18 protein-coding genes are annotated in these 16,217 nt (G+C 70.6%); 6 read left to right on the plus strand and 12 right to left on the minus strand.

Translation table 11 applies throughout. From position 1 onward, the window contains the following. Window positions 1–62: 62 nt before the first annotated feature. On the plus strand, window positions 63–2,081 hold the full coding sequence (locus ACZ3I4_RS10240; protein ID WP_465381563.1) for a phosphocholine-specific phospholipase C: 2,019 nt from the start codon (window positions 63–65) through the stop codon (window positions 2,079–2,081). Here the strand turns inward: ACZ3I4_RS10240 and ACZ3I4_RS10245 are convergent. Continuing rightward, window positions 2,050–2,841, minus strand: a complete 792-nt coding sequence (locus ACZ3I4_RS10245; protein WP_465381564.1) for a helix-turn-helix domain-containing protein — start codon at window positions 2,839–2,841, stop codon at window positions 2,050–2,052. The genes ACZ3I4_RS10240 and ACZ3I4_RS10245 overlap by 32 nt on opposite strands. Window positions 2,842–2,882: 41 nt before the next feature. Between ACZ3I4_RS10245 and ACZ3I4_RS10250 the strand changes: the two genes are divergently transcribed. Then, window positions 2,883–3,650, plus strand: a complete 768-nt coding sequence (locus tag ACZ3I4_RS10250) for an SDR family oxidoreductase (RefSeq protein ID WP_465381565.1) — start codon at window positions 2,883–2,885, stop codon at window positions 3,648–3,650. Here ACZ3I4_RS10250 and ACZ3I4_RS10255 read toward each other — a convergent pair whose 3' ends face one another. From ACZ3I4_RS10255 to ACZ3I4_RS10280, 6 genes are read right to left on the minus strand one after another with little or no spacing between them, the layout of a single operon-like run. Next, window positions 3,651–5,570 (minus strand): Xaa-Pro dipeptidyl-peptidase, encoded by a 1,920-nt coding sequence (locus tag ACZ3I4_RS10255; protein ID WP_465381566.1) that lies wholly within the window; start codon window positions 5,568–5,570, stop codon window positions 3,651–3,653. It abuts the gene before it with no gap. A gap of 31 nt (window positions 5,571–5,601) precedes the next feature. Continuing rightward, complete coding sequence (locus ACZ3I4_RS10260) at window positions 5,602–6,213, minus strand: LysE family translocator (RefSeq protein ID WP_465381567.1); 612 nt, start codon at window positions 6,211–6,213, stop codon at window positions 5,602–5,604. 55 nt (window positions 6,214–6,268) lie between these two features. Next, window positions 6,269–6,640 carry a VOC family protein gene (locus tag ACZ3I4_RS10265; RefSeq protein WP_465381568.1) on the minus strand — a complete coding sequence of 124 codons (372 nt, stop codon included), beginning with the start codon at window positions 6,638–6,640 and terminating at the stop codon, window positions 6,269–6,271. 46 nt (window positions 6,641–6,686) lie between these two features. After that, window positions 6,687–7,568: a fructosamine kinase family protein gene (locus ACZ3I4_RS10270; RefSeq protein ID WP_465381841.1), complete on the minus strand. Its 882-nt coding sequence runs from the start codon at window positions 7,566–7,568 to the stop codon at window positions 6,687–6,689. A 51-nt stretch (window positions 7,569–7,619) separates the two neighbouring features. Continuing rightward, window positions 7,620–8,009, minus strand: coding sequence for a TIGR03618 family F420-dependent PPOX class oxidoreductase (locus tag ACZ3I4_RS10275; protein ID WP_465381569.1), 390 nt, complete (start codon window positions 8,007–8,009; stop codon window positions 7,620–7,622). 14 nt (window positions 8,010–8,023) lie between these two features. Beyond that, on the minus strand, window positions 8,024–8,650 hold the full coding sequence (locus ACZ3I4_RS10280) for a TetR/AcrR family transcriptional regulator (protein ID WP_465381570.1): 627 nt from the start codon (window positions 8,648–8,650) through the stop codon (window positions 8,024–8,026). Between the two features lie 101 nt (window positions 8,651–8,751). Here ACZ3I4_RS10280 and ACZ3I4_RS10285 point away from each other — a divergent pair, with 101 nt between their 5' ends. Next, window positions 8,752–9,924, plus strand: coding sequence for an epoxide hydrolase family protein (locus ACZ3I4_RS10285; protein ID WP_465381571.1), 1,173 nt, complete (start codon window positions 8,752–8,754; stop codon window positions 9,922–9,924). A 12-nt stretch (window positions 9,925–9,936) separates the two neighbouring features. Then, complete coding sequence (locus tag ACZ3I4_RS10290; protein WP_465381572.1) at window positions 9,937–10,125, plus strand: hypothetical protein; 189 nt, start codon at window positions 9,937–9,939, stop codon at window positions 10,123–10,125. A 256-nt stretch (window positions 10,126–10,381) separates the two neighbouring features. On the opposite strand, the gene ACZ3I4_RS10295 is transcribed toward ACZ3I4_RS10290, so the two are convergent. Then, window positions 10,382–10,855 carry an SRPBCC family protein gene (locus tag ACZ3I4_RS10295; protein WP_465381573.1) on the minus strand — a complete coding sequence of 158 codons (474 nt, stop codon included), beginning with the start codon at window positions 10,853–10,855 and terminating at the stop codon, window positions 10,382–10,384. Window positions 10,856–11,038: 183 nt separating this feature from the next. Here ACZ3I4_RS10295 and ACZ3I4_RS10300 point away from each other — a divergent pair, with 183 nt between their 5' ends. Together ACZ3I4_RS10300 and ACZ3I4_RS10305 are read left to right on the plus strand one after the other, a co-directional pair. Next, entirely contained in the window at window positions 11,039–11,377 is a 339-nt protein-coding gene (locus ACZ3I4_RS10300; protein WP_465381574.1) for a hypothetical protein, read from the plus strand. Between the two features lie 172 nt (window positions 11,378–11,549). Next, window positions 11,550–12,092 (plus strand): hypothetical protein, encoded by a 543-nt coding sequence (locus ACZ3I4_RS10305; protein ID WP_465381575.1) that lies wholly within the window; start codon window positions 11,550–11,552, stop codon window positions 12,090–12,092. On the opposite strand, the gene ACZ3I4_RS10310 is transcribed toward ACZ3I4_RS10305, so the two are convergent. The 4 genes from ACZ3I4_RS10310 to ACZ3I4_RS10325 are packed head-to-tail and all read right to left on the minus strand — an operon-like array spanning window position 12,081 to window position 16,143. Further along, the gene (locus tag ACZ3I4_RS10310) at window positions 12,081–13,574 is read right to left on the minus strand and encodes an MFS transporter (RefSeq protein WP_465381576.1); all 1,494 of its coding nucleotides are present in this window, start codon (window positions 13,572–13,574) and stop codon (window positions 12,081–12,083) included. The genes ACZ3I4_RS10305 and ACZ3I4_RS10310 overlap by 12 nt on opposite strands. A 59-nt stretch (window positions 13,575–13,633) precedes the next feature. Then, complete coding sequence (locus ACZ3I4_RS10315) at window positions 13,634–14,197, minus strand: helix-turn-helix domain-containing protein (protein WP_465381577.1); 564 nt, start codon at window positions 14,195–14,197, stop codon at window positions 13,634–13,636. After that, window positions 14,198–15,121: a response regulator gene (locus ACZ3I4_RS10320; protein WP_465381578.1), complete on the minus strand. Its 924-nt coding sequence runs from the start codon at window positions 15,119–15,121 to the stop codon at window positions 14,198–14,200. Beyond that, window positions 15,118–16,143: a sensor histidine kinase gene (locus tag ACZ3I4_RS10325; RefSeq protein WP_465381579.1), complete on the minus strand. Its 1,026-nt coding sequence runs from the start codon at window positions 16,141–16,143 to the stop codon at window positions 15,118–15,120. Before ACZ3I4_RS10325 ends, ACZ3I4_RS10320 begins: the two co-directional genes overlap by 4 nt. Window positions 16,144–16,217 lie beyond the last annotated feature (74 nt).

Genomic DNA, 16,217 nt, shown 5'->3' on the forward strand with positions numbered 1-16,217 from the left:
CCACCTCCCGACGCTAGCGTTCGCCCGGTCGAACGTCAGCAAGCGCGAGGGGTGGCTCCGACATGGCCGAGCTGGATCGCCGAACTTTCCTGCAGATGCTCGGCATACCGGCGGTCGCTTCGGCGACTCCCGCGAGCCTCGACAAGGCCCTGGCCATCCCGGCCGGCCACCGGACCGGGAGCATCGACGACGTCGAGCACGTCATCATCCTGATGCAGGAGAACCGCTCGTTCGACCACTACTTCGGGGCCATGCGCGGCGTCCGGGGCTTCGCCGACCCCCATCCCGTACGCCTCCCTTCCGGCCGCAGCGTCTGGCATCAGCCGTACGGCGAAGGGGAACTGCTGCCGTTCCGTCCCGAGGTGCCGGACGTCGGCGACATGTTCCTGCCCGATCCGCCGCACGGCTGGAACGACACCCACGCGGCCTGGAACGGCGGCCGGTACGACCGGTGGGTGCCCAACAAGGGCGTGCAGACGATGACCCACCACGTCCGGTCCGACCTGCCTTACGCGTACGCCCTGGCCGACGCGTTCACGATCTGCGACAACTATTTCTGCTCGCTGCTGGGCCCGACCGACCCCAACCGCTACCACATGTGGACGGGCTGGGCCGGCAACGACGGCCGGGGCGGTGGCCCGGTCGTCGACAACGCCGAGGCCGGCTACGACTGGACGACCTACCCCGAGCGGCTCGAACAGGCCGGCGTCTCGTGGCGCGTCTATCAGGACGCCGGCACCGGGCTGACCGCCGCCGGGTCGTGGGGCTGGACCAACGACCCGTTCATCGGCAACTACGGCGACAACTCGCTGCTCTACTTCCACCAGTACCAGAACGCTCAACCGGGCAGCCCGCTGGCGGACCGGGCCAAGCGGGGCACCGAGATCAACAAGCTCGGCCGCGACCCGGAGCAGCTGCTCACCGACTTCCGCGAGGACGTCCGCAACAACCGGCTCCCCTCGGTCAGCTGGATCGTCGCGCCCGAGGCCTACACCGAGCACCCGAACTGGGGCCCGCACTACGGCGAGTGGTACATCTCCCGCGTCATCGACATCCTCGCCGACCACCCCGAGGTGTGGAGCAAGATGGCCCTCTTCGTCACGTACGACGAGGAGGGCGGCTTCTTCGACCATCTGGTGCCGCCCACCCCCGATCCGGCCCGTTCCACCGTGCCGACCACCAACGAGATCTTCCCGGGCAGCGCCGCCCACCCCACCGGCCCGTACGGCTTCGGGGTGCGCGTGCCGATGATCGTGGTCTCGCCGTGGACGCGCGGCGGCTGGGTCAACTCGGAGCTGTTCGACCACACCTCGCTGATCCGGTTCCTGGAACGCCGGTTCGGCCCGCGGGAAACGAACATCACGCCGTGGCGCCGGGCCGTGGCGGGCGACCTGACGAGCGCGTTCGACTTCCGGACGCCGAACCGCCGGGCCGTGGACCTGCCCGCCACCACCGCGTTCAAGCCGGCCGTGCTGACGCGGCAGCCCGACGAGGTTCCCGTTCCGCCGGCCGATCCGAGCCTTCCCGAGCAGGAGCGGGGCGTACGGCCGGCGCGCGCCCTGCCGTACGAGCTGCACGCCGACGGCAAGGCGTCCCCCACCGGGATCACCGTCGAGTTCCGCAACACCGGGCGGGCCGCCGCCGTGTTCCAGACGCATTCGGCTGACCCGGCCCACGAGCCGCGCACCTACACGGTCGAGCCGGGCAAGCGCCTCACCGGCATGTGGCCGGCCACCGCCGCGTACGACCTGGAAGTGCGCGGTCCCAACGGTTTCTACCGCCACTTCACCGGCAAGGCCGGGCGGCCCGTGGTCGAGGCGCGCCTGGAGCGGGAAACCCTCGAGATCAGCAATCACGGCCCGGCCCGCGTCCTGGTCAAGGTGGCCGACCGCTACACCGGCCGGACGAAGACCGTGGCTGTCCGCGCCGGCGCCAAGCACGTCGAGCGGCATCCGACTGGCAAGACCCGCGGCTGGTACGACCTGACGGTCACCGCCGAGGGCGCCGGGCGCCGCTTCGCCGGGCACCTCGAGAACGGCCGGGAGAGCATCAGCGATCCGGGAATGGGAGGCCTGGCCTGATCAGCGCGAGCTTGTCGCCGTCGGGGCTGCCCGGCTCGGCCGAGTGGATCAGCAGCCGCTGCCCGCTCGCGTCGCCGACGTCGAGCGTCTCGTAGTCGAGGCACAACCGGCCGACCGCGGGATGATCCAAGACCTTTGTTCCCGTACGGCAATAGGTGACGTCCGCGCGGGCCCACAGCTCGCGGAACTCCTGGCTGTGCACGGACAGCTCGCCGACGAGCCGCTGCAGCCCGGCGTCGTCGGGATAGATTCCGGCCGACGAGCGCAGCGCGGCCACGCAGTCGGCCCGGACCGTGTCGCTCGCCGGCCCGGCGAAGGCGTCGCGCACCAGATTGCGTCCGGCACGCAGATCCGGGTTGAGCAGACCGGCGAGCTCGTTGGCGCGCAGCACGGTCAACGTGTGGTCGAGCAGCACCGTGGGCCACGGCGACGTGTCGACGAGCCGGGCCACCGAGGGCCGGATCTCGGGGACCCGCACGGCGGCCGAGACGGCGAGGGAGGCCAGCCGGTGCAGGTGGGTGGTGGCGTCGCCGTCCAGCTGCAGGGCGCGGGCCAGGGCGGCCACCACCTCGGGCGACGGGTTGCGGTCGCGGCCCTGCTCGAGGCGTACGTAGTAGTCGACGCTGATGCCCGCGAGCAGCGCCAGCTCCTCACGCCGCAAACCGCGCACGTGCCGCCGCCCGCCCGCGACCAGCCCGGCCGCGGCGGGACCGATCAGAGCGCGCCGCGCCCGCAGGAACTCCCCGAGATCTCCGGCCATCACCCCACGGTAGGCCTCACGGCGTACGAAAAACTGGTCCTGTGACCCCCAGGATTGACCGGGCCTGGGGAAATCCGGCCCGCGCGCCCAGCCTGGAACGCATGGACATGAAGAATCGACGCGCCCTGGTCACGGGGGCCTCCAGCGGCATCGGCGCCGCCACCGTACGGGCTCTGCGCGACGCGGGCACCCGGGTGGCCGCCGCCGCCCGCCGCACCGACCAACTCGACGGCGACCTGAACCTGGCGCTGGACGTCACCGACGAATCCTCGATCCGGGCCGCCGTCGCCGCGGCCGCCGGCGAGTTCGGAGGCCTCGATCTGGTCGTCAACGCGGCCGGCATCATGCCGCTGGGCCCGGTGCTCCGCGCCGACGTGATTACGTGGCGGCGTGCGCTGGACACCAACCTGCTCGGCCTCATGCTGGTCAGTCACGCCGCCCTCCCCCATCTGATCGAGGCGGGCGCGGCCGACATCGTCAACATCTCGTCAGTCGGCGGGCGCGAGACCTATCCGGGCGCGGCGGCCTATTCCGCGACCAAGTTCGGCGTGTACGGCTTCTCGGACACGCTGCGCAAGGAGTTGACCGCCGACGGGGTGCGGGTCAGCGTCGTCGAACCCGGCTACACCGACACCGAACTGTTCGCGAGCGTCGGCGACCCCGAACGGCAGGCCACCCTCGAGGGCGTGATGGCCGGGCAGCGCAACCTGGACGGCGCCGACGTCGCCGCCGCCATCCTGCACATCGTGAGCCGCCCGGCCCATGTCGTGGTCAACTCCCTGCAGATCAGGCCGTCGGTCCAGGCCTGATCAGGGCAGCAGTGGCTGGAACCTCCCCGGGGCGAGGCGGGCCGGCGCGGGGGCCGCCGGCACCGTCGGGGCGGTCGCGCCGGGAACGGGCAGGGCGCCGACGAGCGGCAGCGTCAGCGAGCTGCCACGCAGGTCGAGGCGGATCGTGGCGCCGGTCGACTGGGGGGTCGAGTAGTCGTCGTCGCTGGCCTGCAGAATGAGGCCGAGCACGTGCCCGGCGGCGATCCGCTGGTCGGTGGGCTGCATCGGCACGGTCACCGAATACCACCGGCCGGGCCGCAGCGGCGTGACGAATCGCAGCGACACGTGGTGGGCCGCGTCCTGCCAGCCCCGGGTCACGATGGCGTGGTCGCTGGTCACCACGTCCTCGGCGGTGTCGCGGTAGCAGGCGTCGTCGGCCGTGGTCGACGCTCCCCAGCACGACTCCGTGGCCAGCGTGGTGATGCCCTCGCCGGCTCCCAGATAGTTGACCCGGGCCGCGGTGCCGTAGTCGACGAGCCGGGCCGTCAGTTCGGTCGTCGGCTTGTCGACCTGCACCCGCAGGGTCACCGACGGGGTGCCCGAGACCCGTACGCCCCGGTTCAGCGGGGCCGACAGGAACGCGACCCGCCCGGGAACCGCGGTGTTCGGGCCGGCGACGGCGGCCGCCTCGCCGAGATCGGGGTCGTCGGTCCACGTACGGGAACCGCGGCCGGACCGGCCACCCAGCGTGCCCGTCGTCCCGTCACCGTCACCCAGCGCAACCCTGGTGGATCGCGCGGCGGCGGCCGGCCAGGTCCGCTCGGCGGCCCACGTGCCCGGCGCGGTCTCGATCGTCGCCCGCGGTTCCCGCTCGATGCCGTTGGGCAGCCCCTGCAGCCAGCGGTCGAACCACCGGTGCAGCGTGCCGACCCACTCGGCGCGGCGGATGTCGAACGGGTCGACGTGCCCCTGCTGGGCCAGCCAGATCTTCTTGGGCACGTTCAGCCGGTCCCACCACCGCGCGAACTGAGTGGTGGTCACGTTGGTGTCGTTGAGGCCGTGAACGAGGAACACGCTGGCGTGCACGCGCCGGGCGTCCGGCCGGAAGTCCCGCTCGGCCCAGTACGCGTTGTAATTGCCGGTCGCGTCGTCGCTGCCCTCGTCGAGCTCCTTCAGCGTCGTGTCGCAGGCGCCGGCCGGACGCCCGGTGACCGCCTGATGCAGATACTCGGGGTAGTCCTCGATCCGCAGCACGCCGTTGTAGCGCTGATAGTCGTACCAGCTGGAGATGGCCGCGATGGGCACGATCGTCTCGAGGCCCTCGACGCCGGTCGCGGCGACCCCGTTGGCCACCGAGCCGTCCCACGACTTGCCGATCATGCCGGTCCGGCCGTTGGTCCAGCTCGTGGCCACGGCCGGGGTGCCATCGGCGTACGTGGCCCGGGCGCGCCCGTTGAGCCAGTCCACGACGGCCTTGGCGCTGAGCACCTCCTCGCGGCCGCCGACGTCCATGCACCCGGTGGAGCGGCCGGTGCCGGCCAGGTCGGCCGAGACCAAGGCGTACCCGCGCGGCACGAAGTAGTTGTCGTAGAACAGCGGCTGCTTGGTGATGACGCCGTTCGCGTCGTACCGCTTGAGCTCGCTCTCGTTGCCGCGCCCGCAACACGAGTAGTACGGCGACGCCTCGAGGATGACCGGCACCTTGACCCGCCGGTCGGCCGCCTCGCGGGGCCGTGTGATGTCGACGGCGACCCGGTCGGGCACGCCGTCCCGGTCGTTGTCCAGAGTGGTCTGCACCCAGACGCTCTCGCGCACCGCATTCTCGTACGAGTAGACCGGCACGGTCTCCCCGCCGCGGATGTGCGGTGCCCCGGCTGCCCCGGCGGGCGCCACCGCAACGCCCAGCGCAGCACCGACCCCCGCGAGGACGGCGACGGCAATCGTTCGTAGCCCTGACATTGACGCATCGTATTACGTCGATTCGTTGCGGTCAGGGGCGTTCGAAAGCCAGTTTCGCCCCGAAGCCGAGCATGGCCGCGCCCGTCGTGGCGTCCAGTGCCCGGCGCACGCGGCGGCGGGCCAGCCAGGCGCGGGCCTGATGCATCAGGACGGTCAACGTCAGCAGATAGAGCAGCGACATCACCGCGTGGCTGATGCCCAGCAGCACCAGAGCGGGCACACCGGCCTCCGCGCTCAGGAACTGCGGCAGCACGGCCACATAGAAGATGAGCACCTTCGGGTTCGTGATGTTCGACAGGAAACCCTGCCGCCATCCCCGTCGGGTCGCGGGACCGGGTTCGGCGCCGGCGGCCCGGTAGTCGCCCCGCCAGGCCGACCGCAGCAGCCGTACGCCCAGATAGGCGAGATAGGCGACCCCGGCCCATTTGATCGCGTTAAACACCGGTTGGGCCCGGACGACGAGCGCGCCGAGACCCGCCACGGCCGCAGCACCCTGCACAGCGTTGGACGTGGCGACGCCGAGGGCACACCAACGCCCCTGGGCCCGCCCCCCGGACAGCGTGTTTCCCACCACCACGGCGAAGTCGGGGCCCGGCACCAGCACCACGACCAGCGCGAACAACAGATAAGCCGGGTAATCCATGGCCCGACGCTAGCCCGGCCGGATCGCGGCCGCTGGCGGGAATCGGACGTGGCGCTCAGGCCGGGCCGGCCAGGCCGATCAGGTTGCCGCCGGGGTCGGTGAAGTGGGCCACGACCAGGTCACGACCCTCCGGCCGCTCGGGACCCATCACCCGCCGCCCGCCCAGCGACTCGGCCTGCCGCAGCGCCTCCTCCACATTGGGGACGCCCACGTAGAAGACCGTCTGCGGCCGCCGCCCCGGCCCGCCACCCACGCCGCCGGGGATTGTGCCGCCGGCCTCGGTGAAGCCGTACTCGCCCTGGTCGGAGACGGACTCGGCGACCGGTCCGGACGTGTCGAACTGCCAGCCGAACAGCTCACCGTAGTAGCCGCGCAGGGCGGCCGGATCCGTACCGATGATCTCGAAATGCACCACGGGATAGGTCATGCCGCCCAAGCTTGCCGGAGAAAGGCTCCGGCCGGGGGGCCTTCGATCAGCTCGACGTCCGGAAGGGCGCGAGGGTGGCCCGGATCAGTTCAGCCGCGCCCCAGTCGTTGTCGAACTGCGCCAGAACCGCGAGATGCTGCCGCAACTGGAGGATCGGCATGCGGTCCGGCCAGCCACTGTCGAGGGAGGTCAGTTCCGCGTACACCGCGAAGAACCGCTGCGCCTCGGGCGGAGGCACGGTCGTCCAAACATGCGCCAGGTCGACCTCCGCCCACATGTACGAGACCGCCGGATCGATCAGCGCGGGCCGCCCGTCCGGCGTGGCCAGAACATTCTGGCTCCACAAATCGCCGTGCGTCAGACAAGCCGGCCGCTCCGGCAGCAGCTCGGGCAGCCGTTGACACAGCCGCTCCAGCGCCGCGCGATCACCGGCGTCGAGCGCGGCGTCGACGCGGGGCTCCCCCAGCCATCGAAGCAGCCGATGCTCGGCAAAGAAGGCAAAGCCGTCATCGTTCCAGCTGTTCACCTGCCGGCGGCGGCCCAGCCAGTTGTCGCCGTGCCACCCGAACCGGGGGTGAACCGTGCTCAGGTGCAGGCGGGCGAGCGCGTGCGCGAAGTCTTCCCAGAAGGTCTCACTGCTCGGTCTCGCCTGCAGCACCGACAACACGAGCAGTTCCCGATTCGCCAGGATCACATCGGGGGTCGCCATGCCGCTCTCGCGCAGGGCGCCCAGCCCTTCGGCCTCGGCCGCGAAGACATCGTCGTCGGGCGAGTCGGCGAACGCTTTGACAAACACGGGCGGCGCATCCCGGCGGGTCGCCATGCCCGCAAGGGCAGCAAGCCCACCGGTCACCGGCTCCACCGCCACAACATCCGACATCCCGGCCCGACGCAGGCAGTCAAAAAGAAACGCCGCCGACCGCACCACCAAGACCTCCCCTTCACCCACGGCTCTCCGCCCGGTTCTGACCGTCTCGGGTCAGGGCTTGTGCAGTTTGTCGACCTTGACAGTCAGGAGGACTCGCTGCTGCGGGCCGCCGCCGAAGCCGGGGTAGGGACGGCCGATGTACTTCTGGGACAGCTCGTCGATGTTCTCCCGGGCGCCGTCGGTCGTGGCCGCCACGACGCTGCCGCGCAGGGCCCAGCTCCGTGACGGCGCGGCCGGGTCGGCGATGCCGATGGCGATGCGCGGGTCCCGGCGGATGTTGCGGGTCTTCTGGTGGGTGTCGACCGTGTTGATGAGCACGTGTTCGCCGTCGGTGGAGGCCCAGGTCTGCGAGATCTGCGGCGATCCGTCGGGCATGAGCGTGGTCACGAAGCAGATCGCCTTGGCGTTGAGGACTTCGAGCAGGTCGTCGGGCAGAGCCATGCTGGGCTGAACCTTCACTTCTTCTGGTCGTTGTAGAGGCGGTCGATGACGTTCTCGTCCGGCGGGTCACCGGACAGTTCGGCATGGCGCAGGCCCGCCAGGGCGATCGCGAGAGCGCGGCGCCACAACTGCGGGGCGAAGGCGCGGGAGGCGTCCATGACGCTGCCCACCATCACGTGCACGGCGGCGAAGTCGGCGGGAGTCGCCCCGGCCGGCAGCTGACCGGCCCGGACCGCGCGGGCGATGAGGCCGGTGACGAGCGGGGTCATCCGCTCGTGCGCCCGCTGCACCAGGGCGGTGGCCTGGTTGCGGCTGCGCAGCAACTCCCCGAGACCCCGGCTCTGCGCCTCGATCTCGAGTTGCTGCTCGAGGAACCAGGTGAGCCCGGCCCACGCGTCGTCGTACCGCGAAGCCTGCTCGGCCAAGCCGATCACCGTATCGATGTGCTCGCCGAACAGGGCGTCGAGCAGGTCCTGCCGTTGCGGGAAACGCCGGTACATGGTGCCCATCCCCGTGCCGGCGGCCCGGGCAATGTCTTCGTACGGGACGTCCAGGCCGGCCGAGGCCATGAGGTCGTACGCCGTACGCAGCAGGAGCTGACGGTTGCGTTCGGCATCACGACGCAGAGGAGGGGCGGTCACGTGTCGACCGTACCGAACCGGAAGATCTTTTCCAAGTTGAATTTTTCTTCCACTTCGTGCCTAGAATGACGAGCCCGATCGCCGAAACTTGGGAGCACCTGATGCACTTGCCTCATACCGATCTCGTGGAGCCGTACCCGATCGCGGTCTCCGACGACGAACTGCAGGATCTGCGGGGCCGTCTCGCCGCCACCCGGTGGCCCGACCGCGAAACCGTCCCGGACGCCGCTCAGGGACCGCAGCTGGACCGCATCCGCGCCCTCTGCGACCACTGGGCCACCGGCTACGACTGGCGGCGCACCGAGCGGGACATCAACAGCTTCGGCTCCTCGCACACCGTCCTCGACGGAATCGACGTCCACTTCCTGCACGTACGCTCCGCCGAGCCCGGCGCGGCGCCTCTGCTGCTCTGCCACGGCTGGCCCGGATCGATCCTGGAGTTCCGGCATCTGATCGGCCCCCTGACCGACCCGGTCGCGCACGGCGGCAGCGCCGAGGACGCCTTCCATTTGGTGATCCCCTCCATGCCGGGCTTCGGGTTCTCCGGCAAGCCCACCACGACCGGCTGGAACATCCCCCGGGTAGCCGACGCCTGGATCACTCTCATGCAGCGCCTCGGCTACGACAACTGGTTCGCCCAGGGCGGCGACTGGGGCGCGGCCGTCGTCGAGCAGATCACCCGCAAGGCTCCCGAGCGGTGCCGGGGCGCGCACTTCAACTTCCCGCTCGTCTTTCCCACCCCACAGGAGATGAGCGAGGCCACCGCCGAGGAACAGCGCATGATGGCACACGCTCAGCACTACCAGAGCGAACTGGACGGGTACGCCCGCGAGCAGGCCACCCGGCCGCAGACGATCGGCTACTCCCTCGCCGACTCACCGGCCGGACTCGCCGCCTGGATCTACACCCTCTTCCAGGACGTGACCGACAGCGACGGCAACCCGGAAAAGGTGATCGACCGCGACGAGATCCTCGACGACATCATGCTGTACTGGCTGCCCAACGCCGGCGCGTCCGCCGCCCGGCTCTACTGGGAAGACAGGCAGAGCCGCGCCGGGAACACCGAAACCTGGAAGCCCAATCCCGTACCCGCGGGGTTCAGCATCTTCCCCGGCGAAGCCGTACAGGCCTCCCGTCGCTGGATCGAACGACGCTACGAGACCGTGCTGCACTACGCTCAGCTCGACCACGGTGGACACTTCGCCGCCCTCGAACAGCCGGCCATCCTCACCGACCAGATCCGGACAACCTTCCGGGCGGCGCGACCCTGCTGACCGGGTGGCGATATGCCGCTTTCCGATCCCCGCAACCGTAAGCCCACGGTCCGCCCAGGATACGAGGTCGAGAGTTCGGACGCCGAATGGATGGCCGACGGAATCGGCGATCCTTACGGCATCTCCGAGAAACACCTGGTGAACCCGCTGTGCGGCGGGGTCCTGCAGTCCGATGCTGCTCAACTGCCGTTCGAACAATGACGCAACCTCGCCCGTGTGGATCCTGGTCAGCCGGCGCCGGTTGGACGCGGTACGGCTATCACTTGGACCAGCTGATCCAGTCCGACGAAGTCGTCGGGATGGGTGGTGTAGAGGGCAAGTCGATTCGTGGCTGCAACGGAGGCGATCATCAGGTCCGCGACGCGGCGACGGGGCGTACGTCACAGCCTGCCGCCACACCGGTTAGCGCAATGTCAGAAGTTCTGGCGACAGCACCGAGAGGACGACGCGATCTTCGTCAGCGGCGTTGGTGCTCCACGTCTCGGGCCATCGCTCGCAGGGTTGCGCCGAAGCCGACACGGCCGGCGAAAGACAGCAACGGCCCGGCGAGTCTTGTGAGCCGGTGAGGAGTCACGGTCACGTCCTCGTCCCAATCGACTCGGCACCGGCCGGAAGGCAGCGGCACCACGGAGAAGCCGGCTCGGCCGAGCACCACCCGGCCCCGCTTGGCCACCTCGCAGCGGCCCGGGCCATCGTCGGGCGCGTTTCCGCCCGGTGGCTGCCACAGGGTCACCGTCATCGGGTCGTCGAACGCCAACCAGCCGATTCCCGTACGGGCGACGAACTCCACACCGACGCCGCCGGGCTGGGATGTCGTCACCCGGACGACCGTCAGCGGCGCCCAGTCGCCGTGCCGGGGCCAGTCGACCATCGCGGCCCACACCGCGTCGGCCGGCGCATGCACCTGCTGGGTGACGGTGAACCGGGCCATACGGCGACTCCTGTGCTCGGGTGAGGCTCGAGACCGGCGGGGATACCCGGTCGGCCGCCATAAGCAAAACACGTGATCACCGAGCGAGGGGGCAACAGCCGAAGCCGCGATTTGATAGCTTCCGGCGGCGCTTCGGGGACCCCGATCAACGGGGCAGCGCATCGACTCATGTGAGGAACCATCGTGGGACTGCTCATCCATCTTCTGGCCCTGCCGTTCCGCCGACCGCTCGTGGCGATCCTGATCGGACTGGCCATCCTCGGCGGTGTTCTCGCCTACGACTGGGACGGCGCACCGACCTGCGGCGGCGCCACGATGGAACAGGGCGACACCTGCCGGAAGGTGGGCGACTCGACCGGCTCCTCCGACCGATCGTACGACCAGACCAAGTCGAACCAGGAAAGCGCGCCGTACATCTGGGGTTCGCTGGGCGGAGCACTGGTGCTGCTCGGGGGCATCAGCTGGCCGATCCGCCGTCGTCGCGAGGCCGCCCGCAAGGCCGCGGCAACCGCCGTCGTCTGACGGACGCACATAATCCCAGCCAGGGAGGCCGGCCGTACGTGGCGGGGAGGGCGATCCCGGCCGTTGACCGCCGGGCAAACATTTACGCCGATCGCTGCTAACCTGTCCGCTGAGTCGATCGGCCGGAGTGCTTCTGCCCCGGCCGAACGGGAGTCGACACGAGGAGAAACTCTTGCGTATCTCTCTGCGTGCGGGCGCCGTCGCGCTTGCCACCGCCGCCGCCCTGCTCGGTGGCGCGATCGCCGCCCAGGCCGCACCGGCCGAAGTCGCCCAGCCGACCCTCACGGTCGGGCCGCTGATCTTCAACCCGCGGGCGCAGGGCGACCACACCGGCAGCATCGACATCGCGATCAAGAACAACTCCGATGCGTCGTGGGGCAACGGCATCTCCATCACCGAGCCGGTCGCGAACACCTTCAACTTCGACAGCTTCGACGGCGCCGACGGGTGCATCTTCGGCTACACCGACGACAACCGCACGATCGTCAACTGCGGGCTCGCGTTCAGCATCCCCGCCGGCGCGACAGAGGTCGTCACCATCGGCTTCCAGTCGTCGGCGACCCCGCAGCCGTACGCGCAGATCGCCTCGACCCTCGGTCACGTCAGGGTCGGCACCTCCACCGCCGACTTCCCGGCGCTGTTCCGCTCGACCACCGGCTCGCTGCACGACGCCCGCCCGTACGTTCCGGCCACCGTGACCTCTTCAGGGCGCTGACCGAGCGTTCGGTCCCCGCGCCACGACGTAGGCGAACAGCAGGGCCATGACGACTACGCCGGCCCACATGGCCTGCTGCCAGCCGTCCACGAAGGATTCCTGGGCGGCCCGGACGAGGGCCGCGTCGCCGGTGGCGTTGGCTATGTTTTCGCGTACGGCCTCGGGGGCGCCGGGCAGGCGGGATTCGACGGCTGAGCGGTAGCCGGCCGACAGGATCGCGCCCAGCAAAGCCACGCCCAGAGCGGTGCCGAACTCGCGCGTGACGTCGTTGAGGGCGGAGGCCACGCCCTGGCGTTCGCGGGGCAGGGCGGAGGTGATGGCTTCGGTGGACGGGGTCATCGACAAGCCCATGCCCAGGCCCATCGCCAGCATGCCGGGCAGCACCGCAAGGTAGCCGCCGCCAATCGAGACCAGCATGGCCATCAGGGCCAGGCCCGCGCCGCCCAGGGCGATGCCGGTGGCCATGGTCGCGCGGCCGCCGATTCGTGCGGCCAGCCGTGGGGCGATTCCCGAGGCGGCCATCATGAGCAGGGCCATCGGCAGCAGCGCGACGGTGGAGCGGAGGCCGGACCAGCCGAGCACGGCCTGCAAGTAGGGGAACAGCACCACGAAGATGCCGGCCTGCACGCCGAACACGGTCAGCAGCGACAGCGAACCTCCGGCCAGGCCGCGGTCCCGGAACAGGCGCACGTCGAGCAGCGGGGCCGGGGAGCGGAGTTCCCAGAGGGTGAATCCGATCGCGGCGGCGACACCGACGGTCAGAGCGATCAGGGTGGGAGGAGCGGTCCATCCCCGTACGGGACCCTCGTGCAGGACGAAGATCAGCGCGACCACGGCGATCATGGAGGCCAGAGAGCCGGCGATGTCGAAGCCGTGACCGGAGTTCTCGCGCGAGTTGGGCACCGACCGCGACGCCAGCACGGCGGCCGCGACGACGAGCGCCACCGGCAGCACGAACAGCCAGCGCCAGCCGGCCACGTCGACCAGGATCGCCGACAGGTACATGCCGAGCAGGCCGCCGCCGCCGGCGACACCGGTCCAGACGCCGATCGCGCGGGACCGCTCCTCGTCGGGGAACGTCGAGGTGATGACGGCCAGCGTCACCGGCATGATCATCGCGGCGCCGGCCCCGCCGAGCAGCCGGGCGGCGATCATGACCTCGGTGGAGGTGGCGAGGCCGGCGACCGCGTTCGCCACGCCGAAGACGAGCAGGCCGGCCAGCAGCACGGGCTTGCGGCCCCAGCGGTCGCCGGCCGCGCCCAGCGGCAGCAGCAGGGCGGCCAGGGTGAGCGTGTAGACGTTGATGATCCACAGGACGGTGCTCTGGGAGGCGCCGAAGGCCAGCGCGATCTGTGGCTGGGCCACGTTGAGGCCGGAGACCGACGCGATGACCGCCATGAGGGCGACGCAGACCGCGACGAGGATCGCGCGGCGCCGCCGGGGCTCATCGACGAGCGGCGAACGTACGGGGGCAAGAGACATGCCTGAAAGGTAGAACCGGTTTGCGCGTACGGCATCAGACCTTGCAGCATTGGCAAGATCTAGGAGGTGGCGTGGGCGCGCTCGCCCTCCTGGTCGAAGATGGTCAGGATCTCGACCGGTCCGTCCACCGCGCCGATGAAGTGCGGGATCATCGTCGAGAACTCGGCCGCGTTGCCGGTCGCCACCGGGATCTGCCGCTCACCCAGGTGCAGCAGCGCGGTTCCGCTGATCACCGTGAACCACTCGCGGCCCGGGTGGACGGCCAGATGTTCGGGGCTCGGACGCCGCTCCGGCGTGATCCGCATCTTGGCCACGTGGCTGCCGCCGTTGCGGGCGGGGTCGCGCGAGAGCACCCACGTCGTCAGCCCGGGCTCCTGATGCTGCATCGGCCGGATGATGACGTCGGCGTCGTCGACCGGCTCGACCAGGTGGTCGATCGTGGTGTCGAGCGCCCGGGCCAGCGCGACCAGCTGGTCGAGGTCGATGCGCCGGTGGCCGGTCTCGATCCGGCTCAGCGTCGACGGGCTGAGATGGCAGCGGGCGGCCAGCGCGTCGAGGCTCCACCCGCGGGCCTGCCGGAGGCCACGAATCCGCTGGCGCACCACATCCGAGATCTCCTGCATTTAATGCAGGCTATCTTGCCGATGCCGCAACATGGGTACCAGCATCGCCGGGAACATCAGCACGTGCCCGGCCGTCATCAGGGTGCCGCCGCCGATCAGGCCCATCCAGTACGGCACCAGCAGCACCACGAACGGCGCGACCATGGCGGCGCACATCTCGCCGATGTGCAGCCATCCGTGCTTGCGGATCCGCATCCACAGGGCCATGCCGATCGACATGTCGGTGGCCATCACCATCGCGGCCGCGTCGGGATGCCCGGACAGCCCGGGCACCGCCATCGACCACAACGGCGCCAGGGCGGCCTGCGTACGGTCGCGGACGCCGAGCTTGCCCAGCACGCTGGTGACGTGGTTCTTGACCGTGCCCTCGGCCAGGAACAGGGTGGTGGCGATCTCCCGGTTGCTGCGGCCCTCGGCGAGCAGCCGCAGAACCTCGAGTTCCCGGCCGGAGAGCGGATCCAGCAGCGGTTGCGGCGGCGGAACAGCGTCGGCGTCGGGAAGCTGGGCGAACCGCGCGACCACCTTGGCCGCCACCGACGGCTGCAGCACCGACTCGCCGCGCGCGGCCGCCCGGACCGCCTCGACCAGCCGCTCCGACGACACGTCCTTGAGCAGGTAGCCGACCGCGCCCGCGCGCAGCGCCGCGAACACGTCGGCGTCGTCGTCGAACGTGGTCAGCGCGATCACCTGGGTCGCCGGGTGCTCGGCGCGGATCCGGCGGGTGGCCGAAACCCCGTCCAGCACCGGCATCCGCAGGTCCATCAGCACGACGTCGGGCCGGGCGGCGGCAACCCGGGCCACGGCTTCCTCGCCGTTCCCGGCCTCGCCCACCACCTCGAGATCGACCGACGCGCCGAGCAGCACGGCCAGGGCCTCACGGAACAGGGCCTGGTCGTCGACGAGCAGCACCCGTACGGGGCTCATCCCGGCACCTCCATCCGCAGCGTGGCCCCGGCCCCGGGCGCCGACTCGAGGGTCAGCCGGCCGCCCAGTTGCGCGGCGCGCTCGCGCAGCCCGACGAGCCCGAATCCGCCGCCGGACGAGCCCCCGACCCCGATCCCGTCGTCGCGGACCTCCAGGCTCACCCGGCCGGCCTCGGAGTAGTCGAGGCGGAGCTCGACCTTGGTGGCCCGCGCGTGCTTGCGGATGTTGGTCAGGCCTTCCTGAGCCGTGCGGAACAGGGACTCCTCGGCCTCGACCGGCAACCGCCTCGGCTCTCCGCGGACGTCCACGTCGGCCAGTTCGGCCAGCGCGTCCGGCAGCGGCACGGGCGGCCGTTCCTCGCGCAGCGCGCCCACCGACCGGCGTACCTCCTGAAGGGCCTTCTCCGCCTGTTCCTGGGCCTTGGCCAACATCTCGTCGGCGCGCCCGGGAGCCGCCCGGGCCGCCTTGATCTGCATCTGCACGACGGTGAGCGCGTGCCCGAGCCCGTCGTGGATGTCGCGCGCCACCCGGTTGCGCTCCTCGAGCACGGCCACCCGCTCCACTTCGAGCTGGGCCCGCGCCAGCGCCCGCCGGGCCTGCTGCTCGCACATCAGCGACTTGGTGACCACGGCCGCGAACGCGCCCACCGCGAACAGGCTGATCCCCTCGCGGAGACCCTCGGCCGGCGCCATTCCGAGGTGGAAGAACGGCAGCAGCACCACGATCATGGTCACCGCCGCGAGCGGGAGCAGCAGAGTCGCCTGGATGACCAGCACCACCAGCATCAGGGTCGAGCCGACCGACGCGTCCGAGGCGATGAAGACCGCCAGACCCAGGAGCACAAGACTTGCGACGTACGCGTATCGAAGGCCGCGGCGCTCGACCCAGGCGAACCCGAGCGTGGCCGCGACCGTGAACAGGAACCCGGGCAGCAGCGCGACACCTTCGCTGCGGCCGCCCCCGACATCGACCAGCAGCGTCAGGAACGCCGCGACGGTCAGCGCGGCCATGGCCCGTCTCACAGGACCACATTCGGCGTATAGGGCACCAAACGCAACACCGAAAGGCCTCTTGCCTACGCCGGTGACGGCGGTAC

The organism is Actinoplanes sp. NPDC021490, from assembly GCF_055562135.1.

What these genes read in the sequence shown, in the direction of transcription:
- ACZ3I4_RS10240 (WP_465381563.1), top strand. Translation starts at nt 63, where the DNA reads ATGGCCGAGCTGGATCGCCGAACTTTCCTGCAGATGCTCGGCATACCG.
- ACZ3I4_RS10245 (WP_465381564.1), bottom strand. Translation starts at nt 2,841, where the DNA reads ATGGCCGGAGATCTCGGGGAGTTCCTGCGGGCGCGGCGCGCTCTGATC.
- ACZ3I4_RS10255 (WP_465381566.1), bottom strand. Translation starts at nt 5,570, where the DNA reads ATGTCAGGGCTACGAACGATTGCCGTCGCCGTCCTCGCGGGGGTCGGT.
- ACZ3I4_RS10260 (WP_465381567.1), bottom strand. Translation starts at nt 6,213, where the DNA reads ATGGATTACCCGGCTTATCTGTTGTTCGCGCTGGTCGTGGTGCTGGTG.
- ACZ3I4_RS10265 (WP_465381568.1), bottom strand. Translation starts at nt 6,640, where the DNA reads ATGACCTATCCCGTGGTGCATTTCGAGATCATCGGTACGGATCCGGCC.
- ACZ3I4_RS10275 (WP_465381569.1), bottom strand. Translation starts at nt 8,009, where the DNA reads ATGGCTCTGCCCGACGACCTGCTCGAAGTCCTCAACGCCAAGGCGATC.
- ACZ3I4_RS10285 (WP_465381571.1), top strand. Translation starts at nt 8,752, where the DNA reads ATGCACTTGCCTCATACCGATCTCGTGGAGCCGTACCCGATCGCGGTC.
- ACZ3I4_RS10290 (WP_465381572.1), top strand. Translation starts at nt 9,937, where the DNA reads ATGCCGCTTTCCGATCCCCGCAACCGTAAGCCCACGGTCCGCCCAGGA.
- ACZ3I4_RS10295 (WP_465381573.1), bottom strand. Translation starts at nt 10,855, where the DNA reads ATGGCCCGGTTCACCGTCACCCAGCAGGTGCATGCGCCGGCCGACGCG.
- ACZ3I4_RS10310 (WP_465381576.1), bottom strand. Translation starts at nt 13,574, where the DNA reads ATGTCTCTTGCCCCCGTACGTTCGCCGCTCGTCGATGAGCCCCGGCGG.
- ACZ3I4_RS10315 (WP_465381577.1), bottom strand. Translation starts at nt 14,197, where the DNA reads ATGCAGGAGATCTCGGATGTGGTGCGCCAGCGGATTCGTGGCCTCCGG.
- ACZ3I4_RS10320 (WP_465381578.1), bottom strand. Translation starts at nt 15,121, where the DNA reads ATGAGCCCCGTACGGGTGCTGCTCGTCGACGACCAGGCCCTGTTCCGT.